Origin of the sequence: Dyadobacter sp. BHUBP1 (assembly GCF_050587785.1) — a bacterium.
In the GTDB taxonomy this organism is placed as follows: domain Bacteria; phylum Bacteroidota; class Bacteroidia; order Cytophagales; family Spirosomataceae; genus Dyadobacter.
In genome coordinates this window covers 73920-90448 of the sequence record NZ_JBOBIH010000004.1, presented here as the reverse complement: position 1 = coordinate 90448, position 16529 = coordinate 73920, and the positions used below count along the sequence as shown (strand labels likewise).

Genomic DNA, 16529 nt, shown 5'->3' with positions numbered 1-16529 from the left:
TGGTACATTCTCAGAATGAAATCCGTGATTGTGCTACCAAAAAGTTTCTCTACTTCTTGTTCAGTATTTCAATGTCCGATATCCTGGCTTTGGAAATATGGGCCTTCCCAAAATCAATCAGGGCGTTGCCAGTCAAGCCTTTGTACGTAATCGACACATCCCTTAAAAGCAACTCATTTACGACCATATTGTCGTCAAAACGGAAAGTTGGCTGGGCATACCGTCCCTCTTCCCGGCTGACACCTTCAATGACCAACCGGTCGATTTCCGAATTTTTAAACGTAACGGGTGCATAAGAAGCATGCAGGTTCGGGTGCTCGGACCGGGAATACACATTGGTGCCTTCGACGCGGGAAATCCTGACATTTGAGAAATATCCCTTCTTATCGAACAAACTATAAAACAAAACCGAGGCCGCGGCGGTGTTGCCCTTGACATTGTCGATTGTAATGTTCGAAACGCGGGTGTGCTCAAACGTGTAGAATGCTACACCTTTCAATGCGGGGATAGAGTCGTAAATATTTTCAGGGAAGATGTTACGTACCGTCACGTTTTCGTAGTTCCTGGCGGGGAACGGCGACATTTTCCCCTGAAAACTGGCACCGCCCGATGCAAATGCGATCAGATCGTCGTTGGTAAAGCCCGAAATATTTTCGATCAATACATTGTTTCCCCCGCCGGTAACGCCGTCGCCATTGTGGTTCAATGCGCTCGTAAACCGGGCATCGCGGAACGGATTTTGCTGAAAGCGGATATCGTGGATGTACACGCTGTCGCATTCCATGTAGGCAATCCCCCAACTGCGCGTACTGTCGATCTGCAACTTACCTACTTCCAGGTTTTTGACCTTGTAAAAGAAGAACCCGAAACAAAAGTCCGAATTTTCGACCTTGTCACGGATGGTGCGCGTTTGCGTCCAGGCATTGCCGTTCCATTTTCCGCCAAAGATCCTGATGTTTTCGTTTCCCTTTTCGATATCCTTGTTACGGAGCAGGTACTGGTTCGATGATTTCTTCAATTCCAGATAGGCCTTCGGATCGGCGACGAGCGTAAAATTGGAAGGGATCAGCAGCGGAGCCGATAGTATATAATGACCGGCCGGGATTTCCACCCGGTTGGTCCCTTTCTGGGCGGCGCGGTCGATGGCTTTTTGCAGGGCTTTGGTGTCATCCTGCTGACCAATTGCACAAAATGCTCTGCCAAACGCCAAAAGAATCACTAACAGATGCCGGAATTTCACTGGTTTGAGGGTTAAGGATTGCGAATGCAGTAAAAATAAGGGTTTAGGTAGAGACTGCCCGTAACCGGCAGCTGCCGGTTACGGGCGTCGAAATAACTGCTTAATATCCGTTGTTCTGCTTCAAACCAGTCGAAAGATCGATCTGTGCCTGCGGAATAGGGTATACTTTCATGAAGTCCTTGGGTGTAAGGTTCACTACAACAGGCGTTTTGGCCGCATAGTTGTAAAGACGTTCCTCCTGCGCCATCACGGTCAGGTATTTGCCGGTACGCACGAGGTCGAACCAGCGCTCGTGTTCGTAGGCAAGTTCCAGCTGCCGCTCGTTGAGGATCAGGTCCATAAAGTCGGCGGCTTCCGTGCCCTTGTAGTTGTGTGTTGCGTTTCCGAATGCGCGTTCGCGGACTTTATTAAGCTGTACGAGCGCATTGGCTTTATCTCCCAGCTTGAAAAGCGTTTCGGCGTACAACAGCAGAATATCCGCATAACGCAACACGGGAATATCGATCCCTGATGCGCCATAGGAATGCTTGACGGCATATTTGCTCACATACGGGTAATAAATGGGCTCCGCATTGGGCTGTGCCGGCGAAGTCCACCACTCCTGAACCGTGGCGGCTTTACGCTTGTCGCCCGTTTCGTATTTCTTCATCAGGCTCCACGATGGCAGCGAAGTCTCGGCCCCGCGATCGGCAATCCCGACAAGGCCGCCATTGGGCGTATAAGACGTCGACAAGCTTTGCCCATTGGTTCCGTCTACATACTTGACGGTAAACAGAATTTCGTCGTTGTCCTCCGATTCGAGCTTCCAGAGAGAAGCGAAATCGCTCACCAGTTTGTAATCCTGCTCATTGACGAGCTTTTCCAACTGCGTTTTCGCATTTGCCCAATCCTGGCGATAAACATAGACTTTGCCTAACAGACCCATAGCCGCTCCCTTGCTGGCACGCCCGGTAGCGATGGATTTGCGTGCGGGGAGTTTAGCGATGGCATCGGTCAGGTCTTCGACGATCAACGCATATATTTCCTCCTCGGTCGATTTAGGCAATGCCGCCGCTTCGGTAATGGAAATTTTATCGACGACTTTGGGAACACCGCCAAAAACCCGCACGAGATCGAAATAAAACAGCGCCCGCATGAATTTGGCCTCTCCGATATACTGGTCCTTTAAACCCGCCCCGTAGTTGGTAGGCGTGTCGATATTGAGCAACACCGCATTTGCCCGGAAAATACCATTGTAAGTTGTATTCCAGAATGCGGCTGTCAAAGCATTGTCGGCGTTCACGGTCAGGAAATCGACGTCGTTAGAACCGGCGATGGTTGTATTGGCCGACATATACAGATTATCCCCGGGCACTTCCATCAGCAGATAATCGGTCGGGCGGCGGGTTTGCAGTGAATTATACACGCCCAGCACGGCCTGGTTGATATCATTGGCCGTCTTGTAAAAATTCGTCGGCGTAAGTACCGATTCCGGTGTGAGGTTCAGCAGCTTGTCTTCGCAGCTGGTCAGGCCCAATGCAATCAACATCAGGGCGGTTTTAATAGGGTTTGTAATTTTCATATCCTGATTTTCAAGCATTAAAAATTGAAATTGAGACCCAGCGTGTATACCCTGTTGATCGGCGCCGCGCCATTGTTATAGCCTGGTTTGCTGGCCGTTCCGGCAATTTCGCCGCCCGTGTAACCCTCCGGATTGTAGCCATGAAAACTTTTTTTGGTAAACATGAATGGATTCGCGAGCGACGCATACACGCGCAGGCCCGACAAATGCAGCTTCTGCGAAATATTCGCTGGTACCGTGTAGCCGAGGTTGATATTCCGCACCGCCAGGAATGAGGCGTCCTCGATATAAGCGTCCGACGAGGACTGATAAGTGAGCTTGCTCAACGAACTGGCGGGTACCATGCCATTGCCTGGCTCCGCTTCCGACCACCACTGCGTATCCACCAGCGAGCGGCGCATTGCACCGAGCAGTGCACCCTGGTAATACTCGTTTTCAAAATTATACATCTTAGCCCCTACCGAAGCCTGCATGGCGATGCTCAGGTCAAATGCTTTGTAAGCAAAGTTATTGATCAAGCCAAAATAGGCCTTAGGCTGAAAGTTGCCAAGAATCACTTTATCCGCCGAGGTGATCTGACCGTCCCCATTCACGTCCTGGAATTTGGGGTTACCCGGAACCGATCCGGCCAGCACCGGCGAGTTCTTCACGTCCTCCGCATTTTGCAGCACGCCCACGATTTTGTAGCCATAATAGGAGAACATCGGCTGGCCCAGACGCAGGATCCAGCCCATCCCGTAAGCATCGGTAGTAATTCGCTCCTGCACACCGCCGAGGTCTTCCACTTTATTGACATTCCTGGCCATATTAAACGAAGTCTCCCATTTGAACTCCCCTACCAGGTTTTTGGTGGTCAGTTCGATTTCAAAACCCTTGTTACTCACGCTACCTACGTTGGACAGTGCGCTCGGGAAGCCCGTGATAGAGGGAATCGACACGTTGTAGAGCAACCCGCTCGTGCGTTTGTCGTAATAGTCGAGCACCAGGTTCACGCGGTTGCGGAACAGGCCCAGTTCGAGACCGAAGTCGTAGCTTTTGGTTTTCTCCCAACTCAGGCTATTGTTACCATAGGATGTCTGGGTCTGGCCTTTGGTCAGCGTGTTGTTAGCTGAGTAATATACATCGCCGATCTGGCCGAGGTATTCAAAATCACCAATGTTAAAGTTACCGGTGGCCCCATAGCTTGCACGCAGTTTCAACTCGCTCACGGGACGGACATTTTTCATAAAATCCTCCTGCGAAATGCGCCACGCCACGGAAGCCGACGGGAAGTACCCCCACTTGTTGTCAGGCCCGAACCGGGAACTTCCATCGGTGCGGATCGACGCAGAAAGCAGGTATTTGTCTTTAAATCCATAATTCACCCTGCTGAAATAGGAGATCAACCCCCATTGCGACCTGGACGAGGACGAAGCCGATGGGTTGATGATCGCATTGTTGAGCGTATGGATAATATCGTTGTTGAAAGAACCATTCACCGCCGCCAGCGACGAGCTGCTCGAATTGTACTTCTGGTAGGAGGCGCCGGCGATTGCACTCACATTGTGCACGCCTTTGAAAGTATTGGTATAGCTCAAAACATTCTCATTGGCTATGCTGGTAGTCGAGCTCAGTGCCTGCGAACCGGAGTTCAAACTGGTACTGGTCGCCCAGGATGCCTGGAAGCGGTCGGTTGTATTCGATGCCAGGTTGGTGCTCAATGACGAGCGGAATGAAAGACCTTTGGCCAGGTTCAGGTTAATAAAGGCTTCGCCCAGGTTATTGACGGTCGTTCCGTAGTAATAGGTGCCGTCGAGTGTCGCCATCGGGTTCGCCTGCCCGCTCACCACGGCTCCCCAGTACGAGCGCGCGCTTGGATACGTACCGTCGGGGTTCTGCACGGCTACGAAGCTCGGGAACTTCACGTAGTTGTTAATGTCCGAGGATGCAAAACGACGTTTCGAGTACGACGGGTTCAGCATAAAACCCAGGCTCACCACGGAACTGACCGTCACGTCCAGGTTCGCGCGCAGGCCGTAGTTTTTGTACCAGGTGTTTTTCAAAGTGCCCTTTTCATCCTTCAAAGTACCCGATACATAATATCGTACGTGGTCGTTGCCGCCACCCACCGAAAGATTGTAGTTCTGGATGGCTGCGCTTTGCGTTACCGCGTCTTCCCATATTACATTGTTGCCGTTTTTCAATACGTCGCTCACCTGGTAGGCGTTCGGGCGGCGCGAGTCGTTCCAAACAGGGATACTCGTATCTCCTCCAATCCACTTATACTCGCGGTTCTGGTAACGCACAGCGTAGTCATAATATTCCTGACCAGTGATCCAGTCCTTATGGCCTTTGGCGTTTGCCACACCGGCATATGCATTAAAATTGAATCTGGCTCTGCCCGATTTCCCTTTTTTGGTGGTAACAATAATTACGCCGCCCGCACCCCGCGAACCGTAGATCGCCGCTGCGGACGCGTCTTTCAAAACCTCGATCGATTCGATGTCGTTGGTACTCACGCTGCCCAGACTACCGCCGGGAAAACCGTCGATTACCACCAGCGGGTCGTTACCGGCGTCGATGGAGCTCGCCCCGCGGATGCGGATCAGCGGAGCACTGCCCGGTGAGGTATTGTTTTGCGTCACATTCACGCCGGCAAGCCGTCCTGCCAATACCGATTCGGGCCTTCCGACCGGTATCTGGTCGAGCACGGTGTTTTCGACCTTGGCTACCGAAGCGGTGACCGAACTTTTCTTGACCGTACCATAACCAACCACAACCAGCTCGTCGAGGACGGTATTATCCTGCCGCATCACCACCCTTATCACCGACTGGTTGCCCACCGGCACTTCGACTTTCTTGTAGCCGATGAACGAGAACGTCAGCACATCGCTCGCCGTGGCCTGAATCTGGAATTTACCGTCCACGTCGGTCGTGACGCCTTTACTTGTACCTTTAATTACCACACTCACACCGGGCAAAGTGGCGTTGCCGACGCTGTCCACCACTGTCCCCGACACATTGCCGGCGTCCTGGGCCCGCAAGCGGCCCGACATACACAAGGCCAGCGCCAGCATCACCGCCAGCAGAGGCTTTCTCAGGTAAAACTTCATTTGGATCATAGGGTATTGGGGTTTAACTAGATATACAATTGGTGACGTGCACGTGCCCTATTATGGACAAAATGATTACTTGATTCGTATTTTAGCAACATCCTGAACGCTGACGGGATCAAGGTCCCGGTTAAAGAACTGCCGTACATATGTTGCGATCTCCGCGATCGACGCATCGGGCAGAAAGTCCATCGCCGGCATATGCTGGTCGAATTCTTCGCCTTCGACGGTTATCTTCCCCGAAAGGCCATTCAGAATGATCTGTACAAGCTGGCCCTTATCCTTCACCTGCTGCGTGCCATGCAGGGTTGGGAAAGTACCGGCTATACCTTTGCCGTCGGGTTTATGACAGGATGCGCAATATTGGCGGTAGAGCTTTGCCCCGTTCGGCGCATTTTCGGTTACCGCCTGGTTTTGTGTGTTGCGGGCGAGCATATCCGCCCGCGTCCCGCGGGTAATGCGTAGAATGCGGTCATCTTCCGGTTTCGGAAAACCACTGCCCGGATTCCAGTCGCGATTGCTGGTGGAAACGTAAATACTGCCGTCCGGGGCTACGCATACGGCGCGCAAACGCCCGTAGGCAGCATCGAGGGGAATGCTTTCCGACACAATGCCGCTGCCTTTCGCGTCCGTTTTCAGGATACGCAAATCGGCTTCCTTCAAAGTTGTAAGCAGGATCGCCCCTTTCCATTCGGGAAACAACTTGCCTTCGTAGACCGCGATCCCCGCCGGGGCGATCGTGGGCGTCCATGCCTTCGCAGGCTCCGTCACCTTCACCGAGTCGCAGAATGCGTTTTCCTTCGGCTGGTCGCAAAAGCCTTCGACCTTCGGCCAGCCGTAGTTATGTCCTTTTTGAATGATATTCAGCTCATCTTCCACCGCATCGCCGTGCTCCGAGCTGTAAAGGATGCCGTTAGGTCCATAGGCCAGCCCCTGGATATTCCGGTGGCCCCACGACCAGACTAGACTCCCTTTGATCGGATTATCGGCCGGCACACTTCCGTCCAGGTTCATTCGCAGCACCTTGCCATTCAATGAGCGTGTATTTTGCGCATTGGTAATGGTGACCGCGTCTCCGGTGGCGAATATCAGCTTGCGATCAGGTGAAATCGCGATCCGCGAACCGTTATGGCCCGTATGTGCAGGGATTTCCAGCATGATCAGCGGATCGGTCAAGCGGTTCTGACGGTAGGTGAAGCGCACCAGTTTTGTCGTGATAACCGAATCCTTCTTACAGGTATAGTCCACATACACATATGGTTTTTTGGGAAAATCCGGATGCAAGGCCATCCCCAGCAGCCCCAGCGAGCGGTGGCGATATACCTCGTCGATTTTCACAAGCAACTTTTTCTCTCCTGTCCTGGGATTAAGCTTGCTGATGCTGCCGCTCTGTTCGGTATACCAGATCCAGTTATCCGGCCCCCACACCATCTCCCAGGGCACATTCAGCCCGGAAGCCACTACGTGCACGTGCACGGAAAGCAGCAAAGAATCAGGTTCGACAGGGCACGGCCATGTTGGGTCATGTCGACGTTCCGCCACAAATACCACCGCAAGGGCAGCTAACCAAACCGGTAAGGAACGCAATAAATCCATCAGATCACATTCATTTCATTTTCAAGAAAGCGAGCGACAAAAGCATCGTCTACCAAATGCGGGTAGGCGGCGATCACACGCGTAATTTCTTCGGACTGGCCCGGCGATAAGTTTTCATTCGGGTTCAGCGTCCAGATGCCATCCAGCAGGCCCTGGCGGCGAAGCACCTCATGCACGCCGGTAATGCAGCCGTGGAATGCATGTGCAGGGTCGAAAATAGCCGCGTTCATATCGGTGACGGCGATATTGGTACCCAGCATCGAAGCGGCATTGGCATAGTCGGTGGCGAGGGTGTGCTTCACGGCTGCGAGAAGCTCTACGGCCTTTTCCGTCCAAACAGCCCAGTGGCCAAGCAAACCGCCCACAAAACGTTTTTCGACTATTTTCCCATCAATTTCAAAGCGGTAGGGCGTCAGCAGATCGGCTACGATATTGTCGTCATTACCCGTGTACAGCGCGATTTCGTCCCGACGGCTCGAATGCGCCACCGCCCTAACGACATCCAGGGTTTGGTAGCGGTTAAATGCCGCCACTTTAATCGCATATACATTGGGAATTTCCGCAAATTGCTGCCAGAAATCGTAGCTGTAAACCCGCCCGCCGATGGCCGCCTGCAAGTAAAACCCAAATACGGGAATCACTTCCGCCACCCTTTTAACGTGCTCGATAATCTCCGACTCGGGTTGTGTTTTAAAGGCGGCCATACTGACCAGCCCAAGGTCATAACCGTGCTTCATCGCGATTTCAGCTTCTTTCAAAGCCTGTTCCGTCAATCCGCAAATGCCGGCTACCTTGATAAACGGGCGCTTCAATGCCGCCTTATCGATTTCCCCGGCCGCTATCGCCAGCACTCTTTCAAACAAATTCACTTCCGGATCGCGGATCTCGAACTGCGTGGTATGCACACCAACCGCCACTCCTCCGGCCCCGCTGGCCATATAGTAGCGCGTCAGCCCGCGCTGTTTCTGCTCGTCAAGCTGCAGGTCACGCGTCAGCGCCAGCGGATGAGCCGGAATCACTGTTCCGTCAAACAAAAGCTTCTTAATATCCTCCTTCAACATACTTAAATAACCACCTAAATATCAAACAATTAACTAAACAAACACCCCCTCACCATTCATGGCTACCCATGACACTCATGACAAAACCTGACCATTCATGACTACTCATGACAAAACCCGACCATTCTTGACAACCCCAGACGACCCATGACAACACCCAACCATTCATGACTGCTCCCTTCCTCCCTTTCTTCCCTGGATTAAAACTGCCCCTTCCGCTCCTGGAAATGCGTGGGTTTATTGATGGTTTTGCCGCCTTCGAGCAGCCATTGCGCCGTAATGCCGATCATTTGTTTCAATGTCGTGCGTGGATAACCGAACAAACGAAACGACTCTGCGGCATTGCTCAGCAGTGCCGTCGGCTGCTCTTCACCGACAAACTGTGGTTCGATGTTGAATATACGTCCAAACTCGCCGGCCAACCAGCGCAGCGAAACCGTTTCCGGACCGGTAATATTGAGGATCTTCGAAGGCGATTCGCAATGCAGCAGCGAACGGATCGCCATTTCATTCGCATCACCCTGCCAGATCACATTCACATGTCCCATGGTTACGTCCAGCGGCTTGCCGTTCAGCACCGATTTGGCTACTTCGAGCAGCACGCCATATTTGAAGTCGATCGCGTAATTGAGCCGGTAAAGCAGGATGGGCGTGCCGTAGACCGACGAAAAGTACTGGAACATCCGCTCGCGCCCGAGGCACGACTGCCCGTACTCCCCTACCGGGTCTGTCCGCATTTCCTCCGTTGCCCCGCCCGAGCCCACCGGCGTAAACGGGTACACATTACCCGTCGAGTACACCACAATGCGCGACTTGCGGAACTTCTCCGCCACCCGTCCGGGCAAATAGGTGTTCATCGCCCAGGTGTATGGCTCATTGCTGGACGTACCAAACTTCTGCCCGGCCAGGTAGAGCACATTTTCAACCTCCGGGAGGTCCTGCAACTGCGAATCGTCCAGAATATTGGCGACGATCGTCTCGATACCCTCGGCATTCAGTTCCTGCACAAGCCCCTCTTCGCTGAAACGCGACACGGCGATCACCCGCTTGTCGAGCCCCGCCCGTTCGATGGCCTGCATCGTCAGCCGCGCAATGCTCGGCCCGATTTTCCCTCCTGCACCCAGGATCATAATGTCACCTTCGATACGCTTCATATCCTCGATCAGCGCGTCGGAAGGGCTAAGCCATTGTTCCTCAAAAGATTCTATACCGTTCATTTTATTTAAAAAGCGGATTGTTAAAAAATAATTCTTTGACATTCACCAGCGCCAGCGCGAAAATGATGAGCAGTCCTAACCCCGCGAAAATTTTCACGAAAGGCTTGTTGACTTTCTCGCCCATGATCTGCGCATCGTTGCCTACGAGGTACATAACTGTCCCGATAAACGGCACCACGAAAATGGTTACGCTCTGTGCAAAGACGATCAGTTCGAGCGGCAGTTTGCCGAAGCGGATGGCCACAGTTGCACCAATCACCATCACGAGCGCGACCAGATAACGCACCTGCCTGGAAGAGAAATTACTGCCCATTCCGAGCGCGTCGCCCAGCAACGTGCCTCCGACCGATGCATTACCGATCACCGATGAAAATGCCGCACCGAAAAGACCGATCAGAAAAACTGCGGAAGCATTGCTCCCGAAAAGCGGTTCAAGGGCCTTGGCCATATCCGATGCGGAGTTGACGGCAATGCCCTTGGGTTTCAGGATCGCCGCAGCGCATACAATCACGATCAGGCACATGACGCCAAGCAGGATAATGCCGGTATTACTGTCGTTCCTGCCCTGCCTCACCGCCGGGTTAATGCGGATCCGCTCCTGGATCAGGTATGACTGGTACAATGCACCGACGATGGAAAAGCAGGAAGCCGTAAATGCGATAACCAGCCCCAACGAACCTTCCGGCATCTGGGGTGTCACCAGGCCGCGAGCTACCTCGGCTGCCACCGGCTCTGCCCAAAACAAGGTAGTAATGAAAGAAAGCAGCATCATTACGATCAGAAAGATCATCGTCTTTTCGAGTACCGGGTAAAAGCTCCGGAAAAACAACAGGCATATCGCGAATGCATTGAAAAACAAGATCCACGGCACCGGCGATGTGTGAAACAGCTCTCCGGCGGCAATGCCCACTCCTACCGAATTTCCTGCCTGGAAGGATGATGCTACCAGGAAAACGCCGATACCCATTGCCACAGCCGCTGCCTTGCCCCACTTCCTGCGCACCGTGGCCAGTAGCGACTCGTTCGTAGCGACCCCGATACGTGTGGCCATGCTGGTGAAAATGGCCATAAAGAATATCGCGACCACCACCAGCCAAAGCAACGAGTAACCGTAGTTAGCCCCCATTTTCGACGTGATAGTCATTTTGCTGGGCCCGAAAACAAGCGCTGCCGTAATCATGCCCGGCCCGAGCGTTCCGAGCCATTTGAGAAATTTTTCTTTGAAGTTTTCCAAGGTAAAAGGGTTTGGCTGTGATTGAATTCAGGGTTGATAAAGAATTTACGGGCACGTGCCCGTAAAGGTAGAAAAGAATTTTTAAATTCCACTTTTTGAGAATTTATATCGATAAAATTTCGCAAATTCTCTCCTCACTGCCTTTTTAACAGTCCTATCAGCGTTTTTGCGATATATAAGAACAATTCGACCCGGATACCTAAATTTCCCAATCACTATGACCGTATTTACTGCACCCTGCGACGGAAAGACAGTCCACCCAGGCATCCGCCGATCAGTGCGAGCACAAGGGCGACAATTGCCCCTGCTTTACCACTGCCTGAACCGAAGACCGCACCGGCAGAGGTGCTAAGGTGCATAATACTAAGGATAATGGCTACCCCTGCAAGCGACAAGGCAACGATGGCCTGTGTTCGTTTGTTTCCTGTCCGATCTGTCATCTCTGAGCGCACTTTATTGGCCCGCCAGCCGACGATCACGCTGACCAGCGCGATTACGCCCCCAATCAGGGACCTGGCCCGCCCTGCCGTGATGCCGGTAACAGGCTGCGAACCTTCATCACCTGTCGATTGAGCAGATACCTGCTCCGGTATCCAGAAAGAAAGCGCGACAAGTAAGCACACCAATAAAATGAATGAAGCGTATTTTTTCATAATGCCCTTATTATGTGAGTTCATAATGTTTTTTGGGCAAAGCTAGGCACCATCCCACAGAGAGAATTGTAAAATCGCGCCATCTTTCCAATCCTTGTTCAGGGATGGAATTCTTCCAGAGCCCGGTAATCCGCTACCTGGCTTTGCTGCGAGAAAAAGGCCTTTGGATTGTATCCGGAGAACAGGCGAAAGTCGTGAATGAAATGGGATTGATCGTAGTAACCGCATCTGTGTGCGATTTCCGTCAACGAAAGGGGCGGCTGTTCAAATCCTTTGATGACCGTATTGAACCGGGCGATTCTCTGGAACTGCTTCGGACTGTACCCAGCGTAATGGATGAATTTTCTTTCAAAATGCCTTCGGGACAGGTAGCATTCATCTGCCAGCTCGGGAATAGATAATGCGGCTGAGGAATGAAGAATTCGCCTGATCGAAGTAAAAACCGGGCTGTTTACTTCTTTGCTGCGCGCCAGACGTTGCAACATAAACTCAGAAACGAGCATGGCACGCGCAATGTGATCCGGAGCCCCGAACACGATTTCTTCAAGCATTTGCCCCTCTTCGCCGAGCAACGTTCGGGTATCAACAGTCTCATCGCTAAGCACATGTGCCGGAAGATTAAAGACGGCCGGAATAGCATATGGAAAAAGGTAGACACCGAACAGGCAGAAATCGCTCGTGGTAAACAGCTTCTTAAAGTGTTGCATTTGGCCGGACAGACAGGAAGCCGGCGTCCTGTGCCGCTCGGGTCCGGCACCCGAAAGCTCAAACTGCCCTTTACAATAAAATATCCATTCGGGTGCGCTCTCGGCCAGCACTCTGTGATGAAACGGTTTTTGTGCAGTGGCCGAACCTTCCAACACCCAGAAAAACTGAATGTATTCTGCAAGTTTAGCGGGAGGCTGAATGGTATGGTAGTTCATAGTAATTGGTGAAATATCTCAGAACTTACTTGAAGCCAGGGAATTCGAATAGCCAGGCATCACCGCTCGTTCCGTATACAGTTCTTCCAGGGCTTTTGGTGAACTGTTCGTTTCGGCAATAGTCGGATAAGCGAGAAATCTCTTAGCAATTCCGGCTGCTTCCCCATGATTGTCGGTGGGTGTAATCACAAAACGGTCTCAAACAGGGAAATCGGACAAAGATTAGTTAGGTCGGGAAGTTAGCGAAAATACATTAATCCGCTCACGACCTCGCCCATTCAAATATTTTCTCAATTAAAAATGCAACAATGTTGCATTTTTAATTATTCGACCTTTATTTGCAACAATATTGCATAAACACAATTATTCCGCCCGCTATTTCTTTGGAAAGGGGGGTGATAACCCATTCAGGTCAATGCATTTCTCTTTAATTAAAATTATTGCCCGCCAGGAATGGCATTCCGTTTTTCGGAGCGGGACACCCCTCGCACTCTTTGCGGTGTTGCTGGTGGTTTCATTGCTGGCGGTTTTCACTGGCTGGCAGTACGTTCACAATTTCAACAAGCAGCAGCATGCGGCACACCAGGAAGTGCATGATCAATGGATGAACCAGCCCGACCGGCACCCGCACCGGGTGGCACATTACGGATATATGGTTTTCCGCGAAAAATCGCCGCTTAGCTTTTTCGACTTCGGGCTCGACAGCTATGTCGGCAATTCCGTTTTCCTGGAAGCCCACCGGTAGAATACGGTCAATATGAGCGAGGCCGGATTCTCGAACGGAATGTTGCGCTTCGGCGAGCTGAGTATGGCGACGGTCATGCAGCTGCTGGTGCCGCTTTTTATCATTTTCATCGGTTTTCAGACCGTCGCTGGGCTCAAAGAAAACGGTATGCTCAAAATCCTGTTATGCCAAAGGGCATCTTACCTGGATGTTCTGCTCGGTAAAACCGCAGGCCTGACGGCCGTAAGCTGGGCTTTATTCCTGCCCATTCTTACATTAAGCCTTATACTGGGCACCGCTATGATCTCCGGTGGTTTCAGTCCCGGTTCGTCCCTGCGTATACTGTTGATAGTTCTGCTGTACGCGCTCTATTTCCTGGTGATTACCATGCTCGTCGTGGGAGTTTCTGCAGCGAGTAAATCAGGCAGAAGCGCTTTAATGTTGCTCGTACTGATATGGATGCTGTTTTGCATCGTACTGCCCAAAAGCGCACAGACGCTGGGCAGTACCTTATACCAGGCCCCCGATAAAATTGCATTCGAACAGGCTATCCTGGCCGACGTGAGCAAGGCAGGCGACAGTCACAACCCCGACGATCCGCATTTTGCAGGTTTGAAAGCAGCTACCCTCAAAAAATACAATGTGGACTCAATTTCCCAACTGCCGGTCAATTACGGCGCATTGGTGATGCAGGAGGGCGAAAATATTACTTCCCGTATTTTCAACCAGCATTTCGACCAGCTGATCGACACCTACAAATCACAGAATGCGGTATCCTCGCTCCTCAGTTTCGCCGACCCCTATCTTTCCATACGCAACCTCTCGATGAACCTGTCCGGTACCGATTTCGACACGTTTACAGCATTTCAGAAGCAAACCGAAAAATACCGGTTTGAAAAAACAAAAACACTCAACGAAATCCATTTGACCCGGATCAAATTCAAAGACGATAACCAACAGAAGGTGAGTGCTAAAAACTGGCAGCGGCAGCCCGATTTCACTTTCCGACCGGTGCCCGTCACCGACAATCTGGCCGCCGGCGCGTATAGCATGGCTGCCTTGCTTGTATGGGTTGCCGGCGGGTTCGCCGCATTGGCCTTTGTTTCTTCCAAACGTGAATTCCAGTTATGAAACTGCCGCAAAAAGTATTAATCCTCGAAGCCAAAAACTTCCTGATGAGCAGGACCGTGCTCACGTGTGCCATTGCTTTGCTGCTCTTCGGGTGCTATGGATTTTACCACGGAAGCCAGGTGATCAGCCGCCAGCAGCAAACAATTGCTTCGGTACCGATGGTACAGCGGCAGCATCTCAAGGAAATTGTCGGACATGGCACGGGCAAGCCAGTCGGCACGACCGCTTATTATCCGTTCTTTTATACCACCCATCCGGCGTCACCGTGGGCTGTCTTTTCCATCGGCCAGCGCGACGTGAACCCTTTTAGCCTCAAAGTAAAAATGCTCGCCATTGAAGGGCAGTTGTATGATTCCGAGCTGACCAATCCGTTGACATTGCTGGTCGGAAACCTGGATGCTTCTTTCGTGTTCATTTTCCTGTTTCCGCTGCTGATCATCGCATGTACCTACAATACGTTTTCGGAAGAACAGGAAAATGGCGTCTGGAAAATCGTGCGTACCACCACACAGAGCATCCGCTGGGCGATTGCCGGCAAACTTGTGGTCCGACTCGCGGGCATTTTTGCTGCGACGATCCTGCTGTTTGTCGTTGCTGTTATATGGCTGAGGTTACCCCTCTCCCAGCCTACTTTTCAGCTTTTGGTGGTTGTGCTGCTGTATATGCTTTTCTGGTTTGCGCTTTCGATACTGGTGGTCGCGCTAGGCAAAAGTTCCGCTTTCAATGCTACCGCGCTGGTTTGCATCTGGATTTGTCTCTGCATGCTCTTTCCGGGAGTGGCCAACATTGCGGTCAACCGCCTGATCCCGGTGCCGGAAGCGGCCGAAACGGCGATCCGCCAGCGCGAGGGTTACCATGCCAGGTGGGATGAGCCTAAAAAGCCGACCATGGAAAAGTTTTACGCCGCATATCCGCAGTACCGCAAATATCCCATTCCCGACGACCGCTATTCGCCGGGCTGGTATTATGCGATGCAGTTTTCGGGTGATTTGGAATCGGCCTATTCTTCTGAAAAACTGATTAAAAAACTGCATCAACGCCAGGCGGTTTCCGAGCGCATAGCGGGCTTCAATCCGGTAATCGCCGCGCAGCAATCGCTCAACAAAGTGGCCAATACCGACCTGACGAGCCATATCCGTTACCTGCAATCGGTCAAAGCACACCATCGGCAGATCCGCGAATACTTTTACCCCTTCATTTTTGAAAACACTCCTACCGAAAGCATCGACTGGGCCGGTTACCCCGCTTACCAGTCTAATGGCTATACCCATGAGGCTATTACCGGCGGGGCGTTCGCAATACTAGCCTGGACACTGCTTTTGCTGGCGGGTTCTCTGCTGCTTTTCAAGAAAAATTTCATTCAAATCAAAGAAATACAAAATGCTTGAAGCGAAAAACCTTACCAAAAAATATGGCGACCATACCGCGCTCAACAGTCTGAACCTGAGCATCGGCGAGGGCGAGATATTTGCATTGCTGGGTCAGAATGGTGCGGGCAAAACCACGACGATCAATCTCTTCCTGGGCTTTATCGAACCTACTGCCGGCGAGGCACGGATCAATGGCGTTTCGGTAGCCGATCACCCGCAGCAAATCAAGCAGTACCTGGCCTACATTCCGGAAACAGTCATGCTGTATCCTAATCTAACGGGCATCGAAAACCTGGAATATTTTTCGGCCCTTGCCGGTTTTGATTATACTACAAATGAGCTGCGCCACCTGCTTTCTACTGCCGGATTACAGTCCCAGGCTTTAGATCAGAGACTTGCCGGCTACTCGAAGGGAATGCGGCAGAAAGTAGGTATCGCCATAGCCGTTGCCAAAAAAGCCAAAGTACTGCTGCTCGACGAGCCGACCAGCGGTCTGGACCCGAAAGCTTCCAATGAATTCTCGGGGATCATTAAAACACTCGCCTCGCAAGGCACCGCTATTCTGATGGCGACTCATGACATTTTCAGGGCCAAAGAAGTGGCGAGCCATATTGGTATCATGAAGGAAGGTACCCTGCAATCGGTGATCGATGCGGCGGATATCTCGGCCAACGAGCTGGAATCGCTCTATTTGAAAACAGTTTGAAAACGCTTCATCTCCACCCTG

13 protein-coding genes are annotated in these 16529 nt (G+C 51.9%); 4 read left to right on the top strand and 9 right to left on the bottom strand.

Going from position 1 to position 16529, the window contains the following annotated elements:
- Window positions 1-49: 49 nt before the first annotated feature.
- The 9 genes from ACQ4MZ_RS17010 to ACQ4MZ_RS16970 all read right to left on the bottom strand — a co-directional run bounded on the left by ACQ4MZ_RS17010 (window position 50) and on the right by ACQ4MZ_RS16970 (window position 12577).
- Window positions 50-1240 carry a glycosyl hydrolase family 28-related protein gene (locus ACQ4MZ_RS17010; protein WP_430846568.1) on the bottom strand — a complete coding sequence of 397 codons (1191 nt, stop codon included), beginning with the start codon at window positions 1238-1240 and terminating at the stop codon, window positions 50-52.
- Between the two features lie 100 nt (window positions 1241-1340).
- The gene (locus ACQ4MZ_RS17005; RefSeq protein WP_430846566.1) at window positions 1341-2801 is read right to left on the bottom strand and encodes a RagB/SusD family nutrient uptake outer membrane protein; all 1461 of its coding nucleotides are present in this window, start codon (window positions 2799-2801) and stop codon (window positions 1341-1343) included.
- A 17-nt stretch (window positions 2802-2818) separates the two neighbouring features.
- On the bottom strand, window positions 2819-5902 hold the full coding sequence (locus tag ACQ4MZ_RS17000) for a SusC/RagA family TonB-linked outer membrane protein (RefSeq protein ID WP_430846564.1): 3084 nt from the start codon (window positions 5900-5902) through the stop codon (window positions 2819-2821).
- A gap of 66 nt (window positions 5903-5968) precedes the next feature.
- Complete coding sequence (locus tag ACQ4MZ_RS16995; protein WP_430846562.1) at window positions 5969-7381, bottom strand: PQQ-dependent sugar dehydrogenase; 1413 nt, start codon at window positions 7379-7381, stop codon at window positions 5969-5971.
- Window positions 7382-7488: 107 nt separating this feature from the next.
- Window positions 7489-8550: a dihydrodipicolinate synthase family protein gene (locus tag ACQ4MZ_RS16990; RefSeq protein WP_430846560.1), complete on the bottom strand. Its 1062-nt coding sequence runs from the start codon at window positions 8548-8550 to the stop codon at window positions 7489-7491.
- A 200-nt stretch (window positions 8551-8750) separates the two neighbouring features.
- Entirely contained in the window at window positions 8751-9767 is a 1017-nt protein-coding gene (locus ACQ4MZ_RS16985) for an NAD-dependent epimerase/dehydratase family protein (RefSeq protein WP_430846558.1), read from the bottom strand.
- A gap of 1 nt (window position 9768) precedes the next feature.
- On the bottom strand, window positions 9769-11001 hold the full coding sequence (locus tag ACQ4MZ_RS16980; RefSeq protein ID WP_430846556.1) for an Nramp family divalent metal transporter: 1233 nt from the start codon (window positions 10999-11001) through the stop codon (window positions 9769-9771).
- A 227-nt stretch (window positions 11002-11228) separates the two neighbouring features.
- Complete coding sequence (locus tag ACQ4MZ_RS16975; RefSeq protein ID WP_430846554.1) at window positions 11229-11624, bottom strand: DUF6223 family protein; 396 nt, start codon at window positions 11622-11624, stop codon at window positions 11229-11231.
- A 128-nt stretch (window positions 11625-11752) separates the two neighbouring features.
- Window positions 11753-12577, bottom strand: a complete 825-nt coding sequence (locus ACQ4MZ_RS16970) for a helix-turn-helix domain-containing protein (protein ID WP_430846552.1) — start codon at window positions 12575-12577, stop codon at window positions 11753-11755.
- A gap of 415 nt (window positions 12578-12992) precedes the next feature.
- Between ACQ4MZ_RS16970 and ACQ4MZ_RS16965 the strand changes: the two genes are divergently transcribed.
- The 4 genes from ACQ4MZ_RS16965 to ACQ4MZ_RS16950 are packed head-to-tail and all read left to right on the top strand — an operon-like array spanning window position 12993 to window position 16508.
- Window positions 12993-13322, top strand: coding sequence for a hypothetical protein (locus ACQ4MZ_RS16965; RefSeq protein WP_430846550.1), 330 nt, complete (start codon window positions 12993-12995; stop codon window positions 13320-13322).
- Window positions 13323-13334: 12 nt separating this feature from the next.
- Complete coding sequence (locus tag ACQ4MZ_RS16960; protein WP_430846548.1) at window positions 13335-14432, top strand: ABC transporter permease; 1098 nt, start codon at window positions 13335-13337, stop codon at window positions 14430-14432.
- Window positions 14429-15820 carry an ABC transporter permease gene (locus ACQ4MZ_RS16955; protein ID WP_430846546.1) on the top strand — a complete coding sequence of 464 codons (1392 nt, stop codon included), beginning with the start codon at window positions 14429-14431 and terminating at the stop codon, window positions 15818-15820. Before ACQ4MZ_RS16960 ends, ACQ4MZ_RS16955 begins: the two co-directional genes overlap by 4 nt.
- Window positions 15813-16508 carry an ABC transporter ATP-binding protein gene (locus ACQ4MZ_RS16950; RefSeq protein WP_430846544.1) on the top strand — a complete coding sequence of 232 codons (696 nt, stop codon included), beginning with the start codon at window positions 15813-15815 and terminating at the stop codon, window positions 16506-16508. Before ACQ4MZ_RS16955 ends, ACQ4MZ_RS16950 begins: the two co-directional genes overlap by 8 nt.
- Window positions 16509-16529: the final 21 nt, after the last annotated feature.

Bases quoted from the DNA above. Each gene is read 5' to 3' on its own strand.
- ACQ4MZ_RS16955 (WP_430846546.1), top strand. From the start codon at position 14,429: ATGAAACTGCCGCAAAAAGTATTAATCCTCGAAGCCAAAAACTTCCTG.
- ACQ4MZ_RS16950 (WP_430846544.1), top strand. From the start codon at position 15,813: ATGCTTGAAGCGAAAAACCTTACCAAAAAATATGGCGACCATACCGCG.
- ACQ4MZ_RS16960 (WP_430846548.1), top strand. From the start codon at position 13,335: ATGAGCGAGGCCGGATTCTCGAACGGAATGTTGCGCTTCGGCGAGCTG.
- ACQ4MZ_RS17005 (WP_430846566.1), bottom strand. From the start codon at position 2,801: ATGAAAATTACAAACCCTATTAAAACCGCCCTGATGTTGATTGCATTG.
- ACQ4MZ_RS16985 (WP_430846558.1), bottom strand. From the start codon at position 9,767: ATGAACGGTATAGAATCTTTTGAGGAACAATGGCTTAGCCCTTCCGAC.
- ACQ4MZ_RS16990 (WP_430846560.1), bottom strand. From the start codon at position 8,550: ATGTTGAAGGAGGATATTAAGAAGCTTTTGTTTGACGGAACAGTGATT.
- ACQ4MZ_RS17000 (WP_430846564.1), bottom strand. From the start codon at position 5,902: ATGATCCAAATGAAGTTTTACCTGAGAAAGCCTCTGCTGGCGGTGATG.
- ACQ4MZ_RS16970 (WP_430846552.1), bottom strand. From the start codon at position 12,577: ATGAACTACCATACCATTCAGCCTCCCGCTAAACTTGCAGAATACATT.
- ACQ4MZ_RS16965 (WP_430846550.1), top strand. From the start codon at position 12,993: ATGCATTTCTCTTTAATTAAAATTATTGCCCGCCAGGAATGGCATTCC.